At 71.7% G+C, this 14825-nt stretch carries 17 protein-coding genes and 1 other RNA gene; 3 read left to right on the top strand and 15 right to left on the bottom strand.

All coding sequences use genetic code 11. The annotated features are described in order from the left end of the window. Positions 1–51 precede the first annotated feature (51 nt). The 10 genes from npdG to rnpB form a co-directional block, all read right to left on the bottom strand. Positions 52–747, bottom strand: a complete 696-nt coding sequence (npdG, locus tag ACNTMW_RS11700; RefSeq protein ID WP_426633491.1) for an NADPH-dependent F420 reductase — start codon at positions 745–747, stop codon at positions 52–54. Positions 748–958: 211 nt separating this feature from the next. Beyond that, complete coding sequence (locus ACNTMW_RS11695; protein WP_426633490.1) at positions 959–2356, bottom strand: RNB domain-containing ribonuclease; 1398 nt, start codon at positions 2354–2356, stop codon at positions 959–961. 68 nt (positions 2357–2424) lie between these two features. Further along, positions 2425–4158: a hypothetical protein gene (locus ACNTMW_RS11690; protein ID WP_426633489.1), complete on the bottom strand. Its 1734-nt coding sequence runs from the start codon at positions 4156–4158 to the stop codon at positions 2425–2427. Between the two features lie 61 nt (positions 4159–4219). Continuing rightward, complete coding sequence (locus ACNTMW_RS11685) at positions 4220–4420, bottom strand: hypothetical protein (RefSeq protein ID WP_426633488.1); 201 nt, start codon at positions 4418–4420, stop codon at positions 4220–4222. Between the two features lie 220 nt (positions 4421–4640). Beyond that, positions 4641–4796 (bottom strand): hypothetical protein, encoded by a 156-nt coding sequence (locus ACNTMW_RS11680; RefSeq protein WP_426633487.1) that lies wholly within the window; start codon positions 4794–4796, stop codon positions 4641–4643. Between the two features lie 142 nt (positions 4797–4938). Continuing rightward, positions 4939–5208, bottom strand: a complete 270-nt coding sequence (locus tag ACNTMW_RS11675; protein WP_426633486.1) for a DUF2795 domain-containing protein — start codon at positions 5206–5208, stop codon at positions 4939–4941. 205 nt (positions 5209–5413) lie between these two features. Next, positions 5414–6025, bottom strand: coding sequence for a histidine phosphatase family protein (locus ACNTMW_RS11670; protein WP_426633485.1), 612 nt, complete (start codon positions 6023–6025; stop codon positions 5414–5416). Between the two features lie 84 nt (positions 6026–6109). Next, complete coding sequence (locus tag ACNTMW_RS11665) at positions 6110–6910, bottom strand: hypothetical protein (protein WP_426633484.1); 801 nt, start codon at positions 6908–6910, stop codon at positions 6110–6112. A gap of 505 nt (positions 6911–7415) precedes the next feature. Continuing rightward, positions 7416–7775, bottom strand: coding sequence for a nuclear transport factor 2 family protein (locus ACNTMW_RS11660; protein ID WP_426633483.1), 360 nt, complete (start codon positions 7773–7775; stop codon positions 7416–7418). A gap of 40 nt (positions 7776–7815) precedes the next feature. Then, positions 7816–8226: RNase P RNA component class A (rnpB, locus tag ACNTMW_RS11655), an RNA gene on the bottom strand. 128 nt (positions 8227–8354) lie between these two features. Here rnpB and ACNTMW_RS11650 point away from each other — a divergent pair. Continuing rightward, the gene (locus tag ACNTMW_RS11650; RefSeq protein WP_426633482.1) at positions 8355–9146 is read left to right on the top strand and encodes a sulfite exporter TauE/SafE family protein; all 792 of its coding nucleotides are present in this window, start codon (positions 8355–8357) and stop codon (positions 9144–9146) included. 38 nt (positions 9147–9184) lie between these two features. Here the strand turns inward: ACNTMW_RS11650 and ACNTMW_RS11645 are convergent, their stop codons facing one another. From ACNTMW_RS11645 to ACNTMW_RS11630, 4 genes are all read right to left on the bottom strand, one after another. After that, positions 9185–9427: a helix-turn-helix domain-containing protein gene (locus tag ACNTMW_RS11645; RefSeq protein WP_426633481.1), complete on the bottom strand. Its 243-nt coding sequence runs from the start codon at positions 9425–9427 to the stop codon at positions 9185–9187. Beyond that, complete coding sequence (locus ACNTMW_RS11640) at positions 9427–10029, bottom strand: DUF2975 domain-containing protein (RefSeq protein WP_426633480.1); 603 nt, start codon at positions 10027–10029, stop codon at positions 9427–9429. The genes ACNTMW_RS11645 and ACNTMW_RS11640 overlap by 1 nt, the downstream gene beginning before the upstream one ends. Positions 10030–10146: 117 nt before the next feature. Beyond that, entirely contained in the window at positions 10147–11793 is a 1647-nt protein-coding gene (gene mctP, locus ACNTMW_RS11635) for a monocarboxylate uptake permease MctP (RefSeq protein WP_426633479.1), read from the bottom strand. A gap of 6 nt (positions 11794–11799) precedes the next feature. Beyond that, positions 11800–12027 carry a DUF3311 domain-containing protein gene (locus ACNTMW_RS11630; protein ID WP_426633478.1) on the bottom strand — a complete coding sequence of 76 codons (228 nt, stop codon included), beginning with the start codon at positions 12025–12027 and terminating at the stop codon, positions 11800–11802. Between the two features lie 124 nt (positions 12028–12151). Between ACNTMW_RS11630 and ACNTMW_RS11625 the strand changes: the two genes are divergently transcribed. Together ACNTMW_RS11625 and ACNTMW_RS11620 are read left to right on the top strand one after the other, a co-directional pair. Next, positions 12152–13423 carry an SLC13 family permease gene (locus ACNTMW_RS11625; RefSeq protein ID WP_426633477.1) on the top strand — a complete coding sequence of 424 codons (1272 nt, stop codon included), beginning with the start codon at positions 12152–12154 and terminating at the stop codon, positions 13421–13423. Between the two features lie 59 nt (positions 13424–13482). Then, entirely contained in the window at positions 13483–13968 is a 486-nt protein-coding gene (locus tag ACNTMW_RS11620) for a universal stress protein (RefSeq protein WP_426633476.1), read from the top strand. A gap of 19 nt (positions 13969–13987) precedes the next feature. Here ACNTMW_RS11620 and ACNTMW_RS11615 read toward each other — a convergent pair whose 3' ends face one another. Further along, positions 13988–14821: a DUF4262 domain-containing protein gene (locus ACNTMW_RS11615; RefSeq protein ID WP_426633475.1), complete on the bottom strand. Its 834-nt coding sequence runs from the start codon at positions 14819–14821 to the stop codon at positions 13988–13990. Between the last annotated feature and the right edge of the window lie 4 nt (positions 14822–14825).

The following is a 14825-nucleotide window of genomic DNA, read 5'->3' as shown; positions in this document are numbered from 1 at the left end:
CGTCGCGCGGGCCCGGCGTCGACAGGTCGTCGCGCGGGCTGACGTGCCGGCTCACACGTCGGTGACGCGGACGCCGGCGTGCGCCTTGTACCGCCGGTTCATCGCGATGAGGTTGGCGGTCAGCCCCTCGATCTGGCCGGCGTTGCGCAGCCGTCCGGCGTGCAGGCCGCGCATGCCGTCGATCCGCCCGGCGAGCGCCTGCACCACGGCGACCGCGCCCCGGTCGTCACCGAGCACGAGCACATCGAGGTCCATCGCGGGCACCTCCGGGTCGCTCAACAGCACCGCGCTGACGTGGTGGAACGCCGCGCACACCCGGGACTCGGGCAGCAGCGCCTCGGCCTGCTGCGCGGCGCTACCCTCGGGTACCGGCAGCACGTACGGCCCCTGCTTGTCGAACCCGAGCGGGTTGACACAGTCGACGACGATCTTCCCGGCCAGCGCGCCGGCGAGGCTGGTGAGCAGGTCGTCGTGCCCCTCCCACGGGACGGCGACGATGACCACGTCCGCGCCGCAGGCGTACGCGTTGTCGCCACCGGTGACGTGGTTACCGCTGACGACACCGGGCATCCCGGCGATCTCCGCGGCGGCCTGGGCACCTCGCTCGGTCGACCGGGAACCGATGCGTACCTGCTGGCCGGCGCGGGCGAACCGGTAGGCCAGCCCGCGGCCCTGTGGTCCGGTGCCGCCGAGAATGCCGACGGTCAGGTCCGACACGTCCGGCAGAGTGGTCGGGTCGAAGCTCATGCCGCCAGTCTCGCAGAACCGGTCGCCCGCGCATGTCGGGCGTCGCGATCATCACAGGTTTCCGGCACCGCCCGATGAACGCGCTCTCCGCCGCGAACGGCGAGACGTGGCAGCAGCGTGGAACTGTCGAGGTCTACGACGCCGGGGCGCACCCCTGCCGGTACACGGTGGACAGGTGCCCTGAGCGCTCTGGCGTTCCGGTGGCGCACGCTCAGGCCAGCTCGAAGACGACCTTCCGCCGAGAGGGATCGGCTTCGATCAGCCGTACGCGTACCCGGTCCCCCGGGACGAGTCCGTCGCCGGAGCACCGGGCCCGCACCGCCGGCTCGTCCAGCGCCACCACACCGGGGTGGACGTCCAGCACGGCCGCGTCGAACACCTCACCGACCCGGCCGGCCAGCAGCACCGCCTCCACCAGGTCGACCGCGCCCCGCTCGGCCGCACCGGCGATCCGGTCGGTCGACGCCATCACCTCGGGCAGCCCCGGCAGCGCCTGCCGTACCCAGGCCGGCACCTCGACGCCGCCGCGCAGCGCCACGCAGACCTCGCTCGCGTACCGGTCGGCCAGCCGCCGCAGCGGCGCAGTGACATGAGCGTACGGCGCGGCCACCGCACCGTGGCCGGCGTCGACCGGGGCTTCGCCGGAGAAGGCCCGGTAGCCGGCACCCCGCATCAACTCCGCCGCCTGGTCCAGAAACGCCGCCGCCCGCGGATCGGCCGGGTCGAGCGTGGCGATGACCCCACCGACCTGCACGCCGTCGGGCCAGAGCACGCCGAGCGCCGGCGCCGCCGCGCGCAGCCTGGCGACCGCCTCGGGGTCGGGAGCGGGCATGGTCCGCAGCAGGCCCACCCGCCCATCGATCATGATTTTCGCCGCGCACACGCCGGTGAGCAGGGAGATCTGGGCGTTGTACTCCTCCACCACCAGCGGCGCCCGCAACCGCAGCCGCCAACCGTCGCCGTCGCGCTCCACCTCCTGGTCGGGTATCGGCAGGTTGACCGCGCCCCGGGCGAGGCCCCGTTCGATGAGCAGCTTGCCTATCTCGGGCAGCAGGGCCACCGGATCGGCCGCCCGGCCCGCATCCACCTCGGACTGCACCCGCTCGTAGTCGAGCTTGGCCCGGCTGCGTACCAGCGCGCGTTCGACCGCCACTCCCACGGTGGCGCCATCGGCGTCGAGGTCGATCGTCCACAGCACCGCCGGCCGGTCCCGGTCTGGCAGCAGGCTCGCGGCGCCCTCGCTGAGCACCTTCGGGTGCAGCGGCACCGTACCGTCGGGCAGGTACACCGTCTGCCCGCGGCGCCAGGTCTCGAGGTCCACCGCGCCGCCGGGGCGCACCCACGCCGCGACGTCAGCGATGGCGTAGTACACCCGGTAGCCACCCCCTGACCTGCGCTGCAGGCACATCGCCTGGTCGAGGTCGAGCGAGCCGGGCGGGTCGATCGTCACGAACGGGATGTCGGTGCGGTCGACCGGGGATCTCGGGGGCTGGGCGGCGCTCTCCTCCGCCTCCGCCTGGGCAGCCGGCGGGTAACCCTCCGGCAGGTTCAGCTCGCGGCGCAGTGCGCCGAAGTCGATGTGGGGCGCACGGACGCGTCGAAGAGCCACAGGTATGTCCTATCACTCCCGCGTACGGCGCCCCACCCGTCTTACCTGCGAATGTGCTCCGCGTTCGGTCAGCCGGCGGCCGGAGCGGTACCGGTCTCGCCGTTACCGTTGCCGCTGGCCCGCCGACGCGGGGCCGGCACGGTGACACCGGCGGCCTTGGTGGCCTTGGTGGCCTTGGTGGCCTTGGCCGCGGCGGTCTTCGTCACCTCGGTCGCCTTGGCCGCGGCCACCTCGGTGGCCTTCGCCGCAGCCGCCTCGACAGCCGACGCAGCCTTGGCCGCGATGGTCGCCGCCGACTTGGCGGTGTCGGCCGCCTTCGTCACCGCCGACCGGGCCGTCTTGGTGGCCCGCTGCGCCGTACCGGTCGCCGTGGCGGCGGTCGGCTTGGCCGTGGTCGCCCTGGCCGTGGTCGGCTTGGCCGTGGTCGCCCTGGCCGTGGTCGCCCTGGCCGTGGTCGCCCTGGCCGTGGTCGCCCTGGCGGTCCTCGCCTTCGGCACCATCACCTTGGCGGCGGTCGGCTTGACCGCCGTCGCTTCGGCGGCAGCAGCGCGCGGGCGCATCTTCCGAGTCGCCGCGGTGGTGACCGCCTTCGCCGCCGGCGTCGCCTTCCGGGTCGCCGTCGTGGTCGCCTTCGTGGCCGCCGTCTTACGCGGAGCGGCGGGCGCCGTCGTGGCCGCCTTCGTGGCCACCGTCTTACGCGGAGCGGCGGGCGCCGTCGTGGCCGCCTTCGTGGCCACCGTCTTACGCGGAGCGGCGGTCACCTTCGGCGCCGCCGTCTTCCGAGCAGTGGTCGCGGTCTTCTTGGCGGCAGCGGTCCGGGCGGAGGCCGGCCGGGTCGCGGCCGTCTTCTTGGCCGGTGCGGTCTTCTTCGCCGCGGCCACCGTGGCGGCCGTCTTCACCGGCGCGGCCTTCCCGGTGACGGGCGTCCCCTTCTTCGCCGCGGTCACCGACTTCGTCGGCGCGGTCTTCCTGGTGGCGGGCGCCGCCTTCGCGGTCGCCTTCGTCGCCGTCTTCTTGGCGGCAGCGGTCCGGGCAGAGGCCGGCCGGGTCGCGGCCGTCTTCTTGGCGGCAGCGGTCCGGGCAGAGGCCGGCCGGGTCGCGGCCGTCTTCTTGGCCGGCGCGGTCTTCTTCGCTGCGGCCACCGTGGCGGCCGTCTTCACCGGCGCGGCCTTCCTGGTGGCGGGCGCTGCCTTCTTCGCCGCGGTCACCGACTTCGTCGGCGCGGTCTTCCTGGCGGCGGGCGCCGCCTTCGCGGTCGTCTTCGCGGTCGCCGCCTTCGCGGTCGCCGCCTTCGCGGTCGTCTTCGCGGTCGTCTTCGTCGTGGCCTTCTTCGCCTCGGCGGTCGACGTCGGCGCCGGCGTCTTCCGCGCAGGCGCCGACTTGGCGGCGGACCTGGTGGCGGGCGCCGACTTGGTGGCGGACCTGGTGGCGGGCGCCGTCTTCCGGGCGGTACCCGTGCCTCGCGCTGCCGACGCCGTCGTGGTGCGCCGGGCGTCGGTCGCCTGCGCCGCCACCGACCGCTTCGCCGTCTTGGCAGCGCCGGCCTTCGCGGTACCCGCCGGCTTCGCCGAGGCGGTGGTGACGGCCTTGGACCCGGCCGTACCGGGTTTCGCCGCGGCGACGGTCTTCTTGGCCGCGGCTGTCTTCGTGGTCGCCGTCTTCGCCGCATTGGCCCGCGTGCCGGCGCTCTTGGCCACGCCTGCCTTGCTGGTCACGGCACGGGTACCGGTGCTCTTGGTCGTGGTCGCACCGGTCGCGCGCTTGGCAGCCGGCGTGGTGGTGGCCTTGTTCGCTACGGCCATCGTCGTTTCCCCCTTGTCGGGGACTTCCGCTGGTCAGCCGACGAGGGCGTTACGAGAACACCTACGTCCGTTCCCCGCTCCAGCGGCTGTCCTCCGCATCCCAAGTCTCGTTTCGTTCGCGTACGCGCTCGAGGGCATGCTCGGCTTCCTGTGCCGACGCATACGGCCCGAGGCGGTTGACCGAGGCACAGGCGTTCTCCTCGGTCTCGACACGGTGATGCAGAATGCACCAGTAGTACTGGGTGGCACCGCTGCTGCTCATGTCATCACTGTGCACCGCAAATCGTCCGTCCGCTACCGATTCTTATAAATTTGTCCAAGAGAATCCATAATAGACCCGCCGGGCCGACAACCGGGCCTCGCAGTGATGCCCTGAATCCCACCGGTGAAACGCTCCCCCGGGGCGATCGAACGGGCCTCGGGTTTTCGTCGCAGTACCGGACGGATGCGATTCGCACCGAGTAGTACCGGCCGGATGCGATTCACACCGGCGTCCTCGATGCCGTCACCCTGCGAATGACCTTGGTACGCAGATACGGCGGGACGCCACGGATACGCCCGGCACGACGCCGGCTGGTGAACGCCGACAGGATCCGGTCGGCGGTGCGGAAAATGCGATGGGGCGACGGCAGGGTCATCAGACCGTCAGGGTCGTCGGGCCGTCGTCGCGATTCACCCCTCGACTCGCCAGACTGCGAGGAGGACGCGCGGAACAGGCGCCGTCAGCGGACCGGCGGCGTTACACCACGCAGCGCCGGGTCAGGTGATCAATGCTGGCGGTCAGGTCCGCCGCAGGTACTCGGCCACCCGCTGGTGTTTGTGGTCGCGAGCCTTCTCGGCCTTCTCGGCCGGTGTCTCTTCCGCGATTTCGGTCTTCGCCGAACGAAGAACCTCCTCCTTGTTGTGATAATCAACGGGCGGCATGCCGCGCAGTGCCTTCACGACATCCTCCGAAGCCCCCAGCTTCCGGGCCGCTTCGACGATCTCGTCCCGACTGGCCGGGAAATCCACGTCCTTGAGGTACGGCCGTACCCCGTCCCTGGTCACCATGACGATCGCGCCTCTCGACTCCCGTCTGGTCGTCAAATGAGCGCCTACCCGAGAACCTCGACACGAACCACGGTGGTCCCGCGACCGGTCGGCACCGATTTCCGCACCCCATTCCCGCGGCATAGACGACAACCGGGGACGACGCTCGACGTGGATCGCGCGAGGGCCCGGCGGGGTACCGGACCGACCACGCGGGGCGTCACCCTCAGATGCGGGCTTCGGGCGGGTAATCGGTTCCGCGCAGCGCGGGTGGTAGGTGTCCGGTGTCGTTGTACGTGATGACCTTGACCCGGTCGTCCAGGTACATGATCACTGTCAGCGCGCAGTTGTAGTCGAGCATGCGCATCCAGGCCCAACTCGGCGCGTCCAGCGTCCGGCACACGAACCAATTGATCAGGTTGCCATGGGTGACCAGCAGTTCGTGCTGGCCCTCACCCTCCAACCCGGCGAACCGCGCGACAACCGCTTCGGCCTGCGCCGCACCCTCCACGACGAGGTCCGCCGAAAGTTCCTCGAACCAGCTCACCTGACCGGCCGTCAGCCGGTCCGCCGGTGGCACCACGGGAACGCACTCCCGCAGGAGGTCGGACGGGTGGACCGGAACGCCGGGAAAGCGCGCGGCGATGACGCCCGCCGTCTGCGCCGCCCTCTCCCAGGGGCTGTGGTGGATGGCCGCGAACGGAACGTGCCGCAACCGCTCGGCCAGCAACTCGGCTTGCTGCCGGCCCAGATCGGTGAGGGACCCCGCGTCCGGCCCGGCGTCCGGGTCCGCCGTGCTCTCGCCGTGTCGTACCAGGTACAGCAGCCGATGCGCCATCGCGTCCCTTCCGTATCGGGCGCGGTCCACCCGGAGCCGTCAGGTCGCCGGGCCGCGACCACGCCACCAGGAAACACGATCATGTCAAGCGCCCGCGGCGGCGGGTCGGACCGGCCGCCGGCCGGTGAGCGCCCGGACCAGGCGGTCGTGCTCCGCCTGGGTGCCGATCGCCGCCCGGCACCGGGGGTACGCGACGTAGTACGCGATCGCGGCGCCGAGGAACCGTGGGTCGACGGCGTCCGCGCTGATCCAGCGGCGACCGAACGTCAGACCGCGACGGCGCACCAGTTCCGGCCTGGTGTAGGTGAGGGTGAGCCAACCGGCCGAGAGAGAACGCAACCGCGGGTAGCCGGGCGCCAGCGCCTCCCACGGCACGGTCAGCGACCCGAACAGCTCCCCGCAGACCAGGCCGTCCGGCCGCAACCGCACGTCGAGAGCGCCCCGCCACACTCCGACTACCCACCCCGTCGCCGCGATGGCGGACAGGCCGATGGATACGGCGCTCATCCAGGCCATGACCCGTGGCTCCGGGTCGTCGAGCGACGGGTCCCGCCCGGCGCTGTCGAGCGCCATGGCGACCTGACTAGCGAGGAGGAGGACGAGTCCGACAGCCAGGTAGACGTTTCGGGTGCCGGACATCGTGCGGAACGCGCGGGCACGCGTATCGACAGCGAACATCCACGGCCGCGACCACTGCGTGAAGACCAGGGCCAGTACCGACGACGCCATTCCCAGCACAAGGGGCAGCACCATGAACACGGAACCGATGAGACTCATCGGCGGCATCGCCAGCCCGATCCACGGACACGCCACCGCCAGACCGATGCCCACGCCGAGGATCAGGCGTTGGCGCCGGACCGTGCCGGCAGCGATCGTCGAGAGCATGGCGGCAGCGTACGGAATCACCGGTGATCGAGGCGACCACCAGCGGTGCGACCGGCCGATCGGGCCAGGGCGCCGGACGGTACCCAGCTTGATCAACACGCTATGCGTGCGGCTCGCTGTGTGATGGTCACGCCTGGTGGCTACCGCCAGCGTCGCCGACGGTCGACGCGTACCGGTTCGGATGGTCCACGGTGCCAGCCGTCGACGGATTCCTCCCGCGCTCACCATCGACGGCGCCGTGCAGCATCTCCGCGATGACCGGTTGAACCCGTCGTGTCAAGCATCTACTGAGACCGGACATGCTCGACGCGTAGCTAATGCCGAATTCGCCTTTGATGACTCAAACGCGCCGCGCAAGCGCGGCGGGACCGTGCCGGCGCGGCGCGGCGCGCTCTGGACCTCCGGCCCGCCACGCACGCGCCGGACGGCCGGCCGCACCGTTGCTACGGTGATTGCCCGGGAACGACAGCGCCAAGACACCCGGACCCGACGGCAGCCGCACTCCTCAGCCGATCTCGGCGTTGCCCTCGCGGTAGATCTTCGCCGACGCGATGCGCCCGTCGCGCACCTGGTAGAACCCCGCGATGGAGAACGTCCGCTCCTCACCGTCCCACGTCAGCCTCTCGGTCATTTCACACGCGGCCCGGTCGCTCTCGGCAAGCAAGTTCCGGATCGCCAACGTCGGCAGCAGGCCTTCCATCGCACCAGCGAAGAGTTCGACCAGCTCACTGTGCCCTCGGGCCACACTGGTGCCGGTGACCCACAAGGCATTCTCCGTGAAACCAGCCATCAGGCCATCAAGGTCGCGGGCGTTGAAGGCCTCCACGTGCCTCCGCACGACATCGGCCGCATCTACTTCGATCACGGAGGGGAGTCTGGCAGAGCGGCGCCGGCCAGGGGGGCGACGGACGAGTCGACCTGTACGCCGGGTTCTGTGGACCCGCCTTGCGGCGGGCCGGCGGCCATCCATCTCGGCCTGCCGTCGCCGACAGGCTCTAGCAGCCTACCCGCAGGCATCGGACGGGCCGTCCTCAAGCGCCTGCGCAGGCCACCACCGTTGCGGGTGGCGGCCCTCTTGGCCTTGCTCCGGGTGGGGTTTACCTAGCCACCCCGGTCACCCGGGGTGCTGGTGGGCTCTTACCCCACCGTTTCACCCTTACCTCGACGCCGTGGGGCGCGAGGCGGTCTGTTTTCTGTGGCACTGTCCCGCGGGTCGCCCCGGGTTGCCGTTAGCAACCACCCTGCCCTGTGGAGCCCGGACGTTCCTCGGCAGCGCGGCTGCGAAGCCACGCTGACGCGACCGCCCGGTCGACTCGTCCGTCGCACCGTCAATGGTACTAACCACCCCCGACCCGCCGCCGTTACCCATGATCAGGCCGCGTGTGGCGGTTCATACCGGCACAAAGTGTTCAGGTTCATGAATAGCCGCTAGCCTGGCGGCACCATGACTGCCGCTCACATCGCGCTCCTGCTGGCCGCCGGCCTCGCCGCCGGTACCGTCAACGCCATCGCCGGCGGTGGTTCGCTGGTGACGTTCCCGGCGCTGCTGGCCACCGGACTGCCGGCGGTCGCGGCCAACGTGACGAACTCGATCGCCGTCTTCCCCGGGTACGTCGGCAGCGTCGTCGGCAGCCGGCACGACCTCGCCGACCTCGCCGCCGAGGACGGTCCGCACGGTCGCCGCCGACTGCTGGCCCTCCTACCGACCGCGGTCGCGGGTACGGCCGCCGGCTGCGCCCTGCTGCTCGCCACGCCGGCGAGCGCGTTCGACCTGGTCGTACCGTTTCTCGTCCTCGGCGCGGCCGCGGTGCTCGCGTTCCAGACCCGGCTGCGTGGCCTGGTCGGGCATCCGCACGACATGTCGCCGCGCCGCCGGACGCTGTCCCTGCACGGCATGGTCTTCCTCGGGTCGGTGTACGGCGGGTACTTCGGCGCGGCGCTGGGCGTCATGCTGGTCGCGGCGCTGGGGCTGGTGCTCGCCACGAACCTGGCGCGCATCAGCGCCCTGAAGAACGCGCTGTCGGCGCTCGTCGGCCTCATCACGCTGCTGGTGTTCGCCGCGTTCGGCCCGGTCGACTGGGCGGACGTGGCGCTGCTCGCGCCGGCGACGGTGACCGGCGGGTACGTCGGCGCCCGGGTGGCCCGCCGGCTGCCGGCGCCGGTCCTGCGCGCGGTCATCGTCGTCTTCGCCGGCGCCGTCGGCCTGGTCCTGCTCGTCAAGGCGTTCGCACGGTAGCGCCACGCCGCACGGTAGCGCCACGGCGCGCGGTAGCGTCACGGCGTCCGCGCCGCGGCGCCCGGCCGGATGGTGAACAGGTCCCCGGGTTGGCAGTCCAGCGCATCGCAGAGCGCGGTCAGGGTGGAGAACCGGATCGCGCGGGCCCGGCCGTTCTTCAGCACCGACAGGTTGGCCAGGGTGATGCCGACCCGGTCGGCCAGCTCGGTCAGGGTCATCCCCCGCTCGGCGACCAGCCGGTCGAGGTGCACCTCGACCCGGTGCTCCTCCTCCGGCGGCACTAGATCACCTCGTCCAGTTCGGCCCGCATCGTCCGGCCACGACTGACCACCTCGGCGATCGCGAGGAACCCGAACCCCACCAGGTACCACCATCCGGACAGCTCGATGGTGGCCCCGGGCGCCACACCGGGCGCGACGCTGCTGCCGAGCGCGAATGCGCTGACCGCACCGGTGACCGTGTCCGCCACTCCGCCAACCAGCACCACCAGGCCCAGGACCCGCAACCGGCGCACGTTCACGGCGGCGAACGGGTCGCCCCGGCGCGCGGTACGCACGATCCGCAGCAGCGTCACCAGCGTGTACGCGACGACCAGGAACACCGGCGCGGAGCCGGCCAGATACCAGGCCACCTGCGCGCTCGTGGGGTGGTCCACGAGAACCTGGACGGTCCCGCCGTCGCCGAGTCGGACGTTCGGCCGGACGCCGGACAGGTCGGGGCGCACGATCCCCTCGCTGGGCAGGTCCACCGGGATGGGGTCGCGCCGCACGAGGGACACGGCGGCGACGACCACACCCACCCCGACGAGCACGAGCCCGGTCACCAGTACCGCCTGCATCTCCGCCAGCCAGTCCGGACGGCGGAGGCGTTCCGACAGACTCATGACGCCGGCCTTCCCTTATCGAAAAACGATATGCCGATAATCGATAAGGGAAGGCCGGCCGTCAAGTGGCCGGGCGGCCGAGTGGCTACACGGCCGAGTGGCTACACGGCCGAGTGGCTACGCGGTCGCCGGCTCCGGGTACTGCTCGCTGCCCGGCTTGACCCGGGGGTCGCCCTCGTCGACGTGGTAGTCGTCCTCGACGGTGGCGTCGACGCCGTCGGGCGTCTTCAGCGCCCGCAGCACCAGCGTCCCGAGTACCGCCACCACCAGGTTGATCAACACCGCGAGGAACCCGGTGTACACCGTCACCTTGGTGTCGATGCCGAGGTGGCTCAGGGCGAACGCCGACCCGCCGAAGTGCTCCCGCTTCGTGGCGAGGTTCGGCGTCAGCCACAGCATCCAGAACCCGGCGGCCATGCCCGCCGCCCACCCGGCGATCAGCGCGCCGCGGTGGAACCAGCGGGTGTACAGGCCGAGCGCCACCGCCGGCAGCGTCTGCAGGATGATGACGCCACCGATGAGCTGCAGGTCGATGGAGAACTGCGGGTCGAGGAAGATGATGAACGCCAGCGCGCCCACCTTCACCACCAGCGAGGTCACCTTGCTGACCTGAGCCTCCTGTGCGGGCGTGGCACCCGGGCGCAGGTACTCCTTGTAGACGTTGCGGGTGAACAGGTTCGCCGCCGCGATCGACATGATCGCCGCCGGGACCAGCGCGCCGATGCCGACGGCCGCGAACGCGATACCGGCGAACCACCCCGGGAACATCTTCTGGAACAGCAGCGGCACGACCGTGTTGCTGTCGACCGTGCCCTGCGTGGCGCCGGCGAGCGGCTTGATGCCCGCGGCGATCGCCATGTAGCCCAGCAGCGCGATCAGACCGAGCAGCAGCGAGTACGCCGGCAGCGCCGACATGTTCCGCTTGATCACGCCACGGTTCCGGCTGGCCAGCACGCCGGTCACGCTGTGCGGGTACAGGAACAGCGCGAGCGCCGACCCCAGCGCGAGCGTGACGTACTGCCACTGGTTGGCCGAGTTCAGCAGGATGCCGTCGGTCGCCGCCGGTGTCTTGTCGAACTTGGCCTGCGCCGCCCCGAACACCGCGTCCCAGCCGCCGAGCTTGGCCGGGATGTACAGCACGGCGACGATGATGACGAGGTAGATCAGGGTGTCCTTGATGAACGCGATCAGCGCCGGCGCCCGCAGGCCCGACTGGTAGGTGTAGGCGGCGAGGATCGCGAACGCGATGATGATCGGCAGGTGCCGGGCGAGCAGGCTGTCGCCGGTCACGCCCATCGTCTTCAGGACCGCCTCGATGCCGACGAGCTGCAGCGCGATGTACGGCATCGTGGCGACGATGCCGGTGATCGCGACGACCAGCGCCAGGGTCGGCGAGCCGAACCGGGCCCGGACGAAGTCGGCCGGCGTGACGAAGCCGTGCCGGTGCGACACCGACCACAGGCGCAGCAGCACCAGGAACACCATCGGATAGACGATGATCGTGTACGGGACCGCGAAGAAGCCCATCGCGCCAGCACCGAACAGCAGCGCGGGTACGGCCACGAAGGTGTACGCGGTGTACAGGTCACCACCGATGAGGAACCAGGTGATCCAGGAACCGAAGCTGCGCCCGCCCAGGCCCCACTCGTCGAGGTGGGCGAGGGTGTCCGGGCGCCGCCACCGGGCCGCGACGAAGCCCAGGGCGCTGACGGCCAGGAACAGGACCGTGAAGATGACGATCTCGGTGAGATGGTCTTTCCACATCGACGCTCACCCCCGCCGCTTCGTGGTCCGGTAGACCAGCGTGGTGGTGGTCACGCCGACGATGATGAAGGCGAGCTGGAGCCAGTAGAAGCGCGGGAGCCCGAACAGCCGGGGTCCGTCGGCGTTGAACAATGGTACGAGCAACGGCACCACGACAGGTACGAGCAGCAGCCAGTTGAGCGGGCTACGCTCGCGTCGGTTCGCTGGTACCGGCTCGTTATGAAGGGATGTCACAGTGATCCTCCTGACGTACCGGCGGTGTGGCGGAGGTAACCAGAGCCACGCCGAACCGCGACAGCGCGGCACGCTGCCGTGCGCCCAGCGGCCGCACCGGTGCGCCCAACGGTCGTCGATGTAGATGGCGTTCGTCGCGACCGTCGCCCTTCTCATCCTGCTCGCCGTGCTCGGCTTCGCGGTGGCCCGGCCCTTCGGCCTGCCCGAGGCGGTCGCCGCCGTACCCGCGGCCGCGCTCGTCCTCGGGTTGCACCTGGTGCCCTGGGACGCGGCCGTCGCGGAACTGGCCGCGCTCGCCCCGACGGTCGGGTTTCTTGCCGCGATCCTGGTCCTGGCCCACCTCTGCGACACCGAGGGCGTGTTCCGCTACGCCGGTACGCTCGCCGCCCGGCTCAGTCGCGGCTCGCCCCGGCGGCTGCTCGGCGTCGTGTTCGTCGTCGCCGCCTTCGTCACCGCGGTGCTCAGTCTCGACGCGACGGTCGTGCTGTTCACCCCGGTCGTGTTCGCCACGGCCGCCGCTGTGGGCGGCCGGCCGCGCCCGCACGTGTACGCCTGCACGCACCTGGCGAACTCGGCGTCGCTGCTGCTCCCGGTATCCAATCTGACGAACCTGCTGGCGTTCGCCGCGAGCGGGCTGTCGTTCGGCCGGTTCGCCGCGCTGATGGCCGCGCCGTGGCTGGCCGCCATCGCGGTGGAGTACCTGGTGTTCCGCCGGTTCTTCGCCGCCGACCTCGCCACCCCGGTACACCCGGTGGCTCCCGCCTCCGTCGCCACCCCCGCGTTCGCGCTGACCGTCCTGGCGGCGGTGCTCGCCGGCTTCGTCGTCCTCGAACCGCTCGGCGTGCACCCCGCGATCGTGGCGGCAGTCGGCGCGCTCGCCCTGGCGGCGCGGCGCGGCGCCAGGACCGCCGTCGGCCGCGCCGGCGAACTGGTACAGGCGGCCAACCCGGCGTTCCTGGCGTTCGTGCTGGCGCTCGGCGTCGTGGTGCTCGCGGTCCGCCGCAGCGGCCTGGGCGCGGCCGTCGCGCACGTCACCCCGGCCCACGGCGACCTGCTCGGGCTGCTCGCGATGGCCGCGCTGGCCGCGCTGCTGGCCAACCTGCTCAACAACCTCCCGGCCACGCTGATGCTGGTGCCGCTCGTGACGCACTCCCCCGCCCTGGTGCTCGCCACGCTCATCGGAGTGAACGTCGGGCCGAACCTCACGTACGTGGGATCGCTGGCCACCCTGCTGTGGCGCCAGGTCCTGCACGCCCGGGACGCGCCGCCGTCGACGGCCGAGTTCCTGCGGTTGGGGCTGCTCACCGTACCGGCCTGCCTCGTCGTTGCGGTGGCCGCGCTCTGGACCGGTCTGCGGCTCTGGGGACCACTCCCGTTACCGCTTACGCCGCGCTGACGCCCGGCCGGCGGCACACTGGCGATTGTGCCGGTCAGACACGACAGATCGGGGGGACCATGAGGACCGTCGTCTGGATCGCGGAGGGCACGTGGGAGGCATGCGTCGACGCGGCCCGGGACTCGGCGAGGGGTCCCGTCACACTGGTGCACGCGTCGGATCCGGCATTGGACGCGGCCATGCACGGCGCCCGGCTGGGGCTGCTCGGACGGTGGCGGCACACCTCGGATCCGGAGGTCGTGCTCGAACGAGCCATCGCGGAGGCGGAGGAGGCGCTGTTCCACGCCGCCGAACGCCGACTCGGCCGGCCATGCGTACGTAAGGCGCTTCGCGGCCGCCCCGAACAGGCGGTGATCGCCGCGTGCGCCGGGGCGGACCTGCTCGTCCTGGCCCGCGACGGCGACCATTCCCGGCTCGGCCCGGCCAGCCTCGCCCCGCCGACCCGCTTCGTCGTCGACCACGCGCCGTGCCGCGTCCTGCTCGTCTGGCCCGACGAGCCACCCGACCTGGCGACGCTGCCGCCTGCCCCGCACCCGGGGTCGTGAGGCGGCGGCCGGCCACAGGTCACGAGGCGGCCGGCTCGACCGCCTCACTGAAGCGGCGGACGTGCCACTCGCCGTCCCCGTCCAACCACGCCTGGCTGTCGGGGGCCAGGTCGGCGAACCGGACCAGCCAGGGCTGTGCCTGGTACAGCGCGCCGAAGTGGACCCGGCCGGCCGCCTCGTCGGCGTACCCGCGCGGGTCGAGGAAGTCCCACCCGCCGTCGGCGTCGTGGGTGACCGCCACGATCGGCAGTTCCCCGGCGACCACCTCGGCCGAGACCATGACGGTGGTGTCCGGTTCCAGGGACGGGAAGGGCCAGTCCGCCGACAGCTCCCCGACCAGCCGCCAACCACCCTCGGCGTGCCGGTCCACCGGTACCCACGCCCGCGGCTGGCGCTCCCGGCAGCTCACGGTGGCCGCGTCGTGCCACGGCCAGATCCCGTCCCGGTCCGGCCAGACGAGCTGCCGCACCGGGACGTCGAACGAGCCGTAGTAGCCGCCCATGGCGCCGAACAGCGGCCGGTACCAGGACGGGTCGACCGCGCGCAGTTGTACCGGGAAACGGTCGAGGACACCGCCGAACGGCGTCCCGTCGGCGATCGGGGGCCGGCTGTCCCGCAGGATCCGGCCGCAGTTGTTCAACCAGATCTGCATGTCCTGCCCGCGCAGGCCGAACATGGCCACCTCGGGCAGCCCGTACGAGTGCCAGAGGCCGATCGTGAACGCGTACGGCGTCTCGCCGCTGACCGCGACCACCGCCCAGCCGGCATCGGCGACCGTGTCGCGTACCCAGCGCTCCCAGGGGCCGCGGTCACCGTCCGGGCGGCAGCAGCCCAGCCCGGCGTGGCCGGTCATGCTC

The sequence above is a fragment of the Planosporangium spinosum genome, from assembly GCF_049999945.1.
GTDB classification, from domain to species: Bacteria; Actinomycetota; Actinomycetes; order Mycobacteriales; family Micromonosporaceae; genus Planosporangium; species Planosporangium spinosum.
This window is presented reverse-complemented; position numbering and strand designations above follow the sequence as displayed.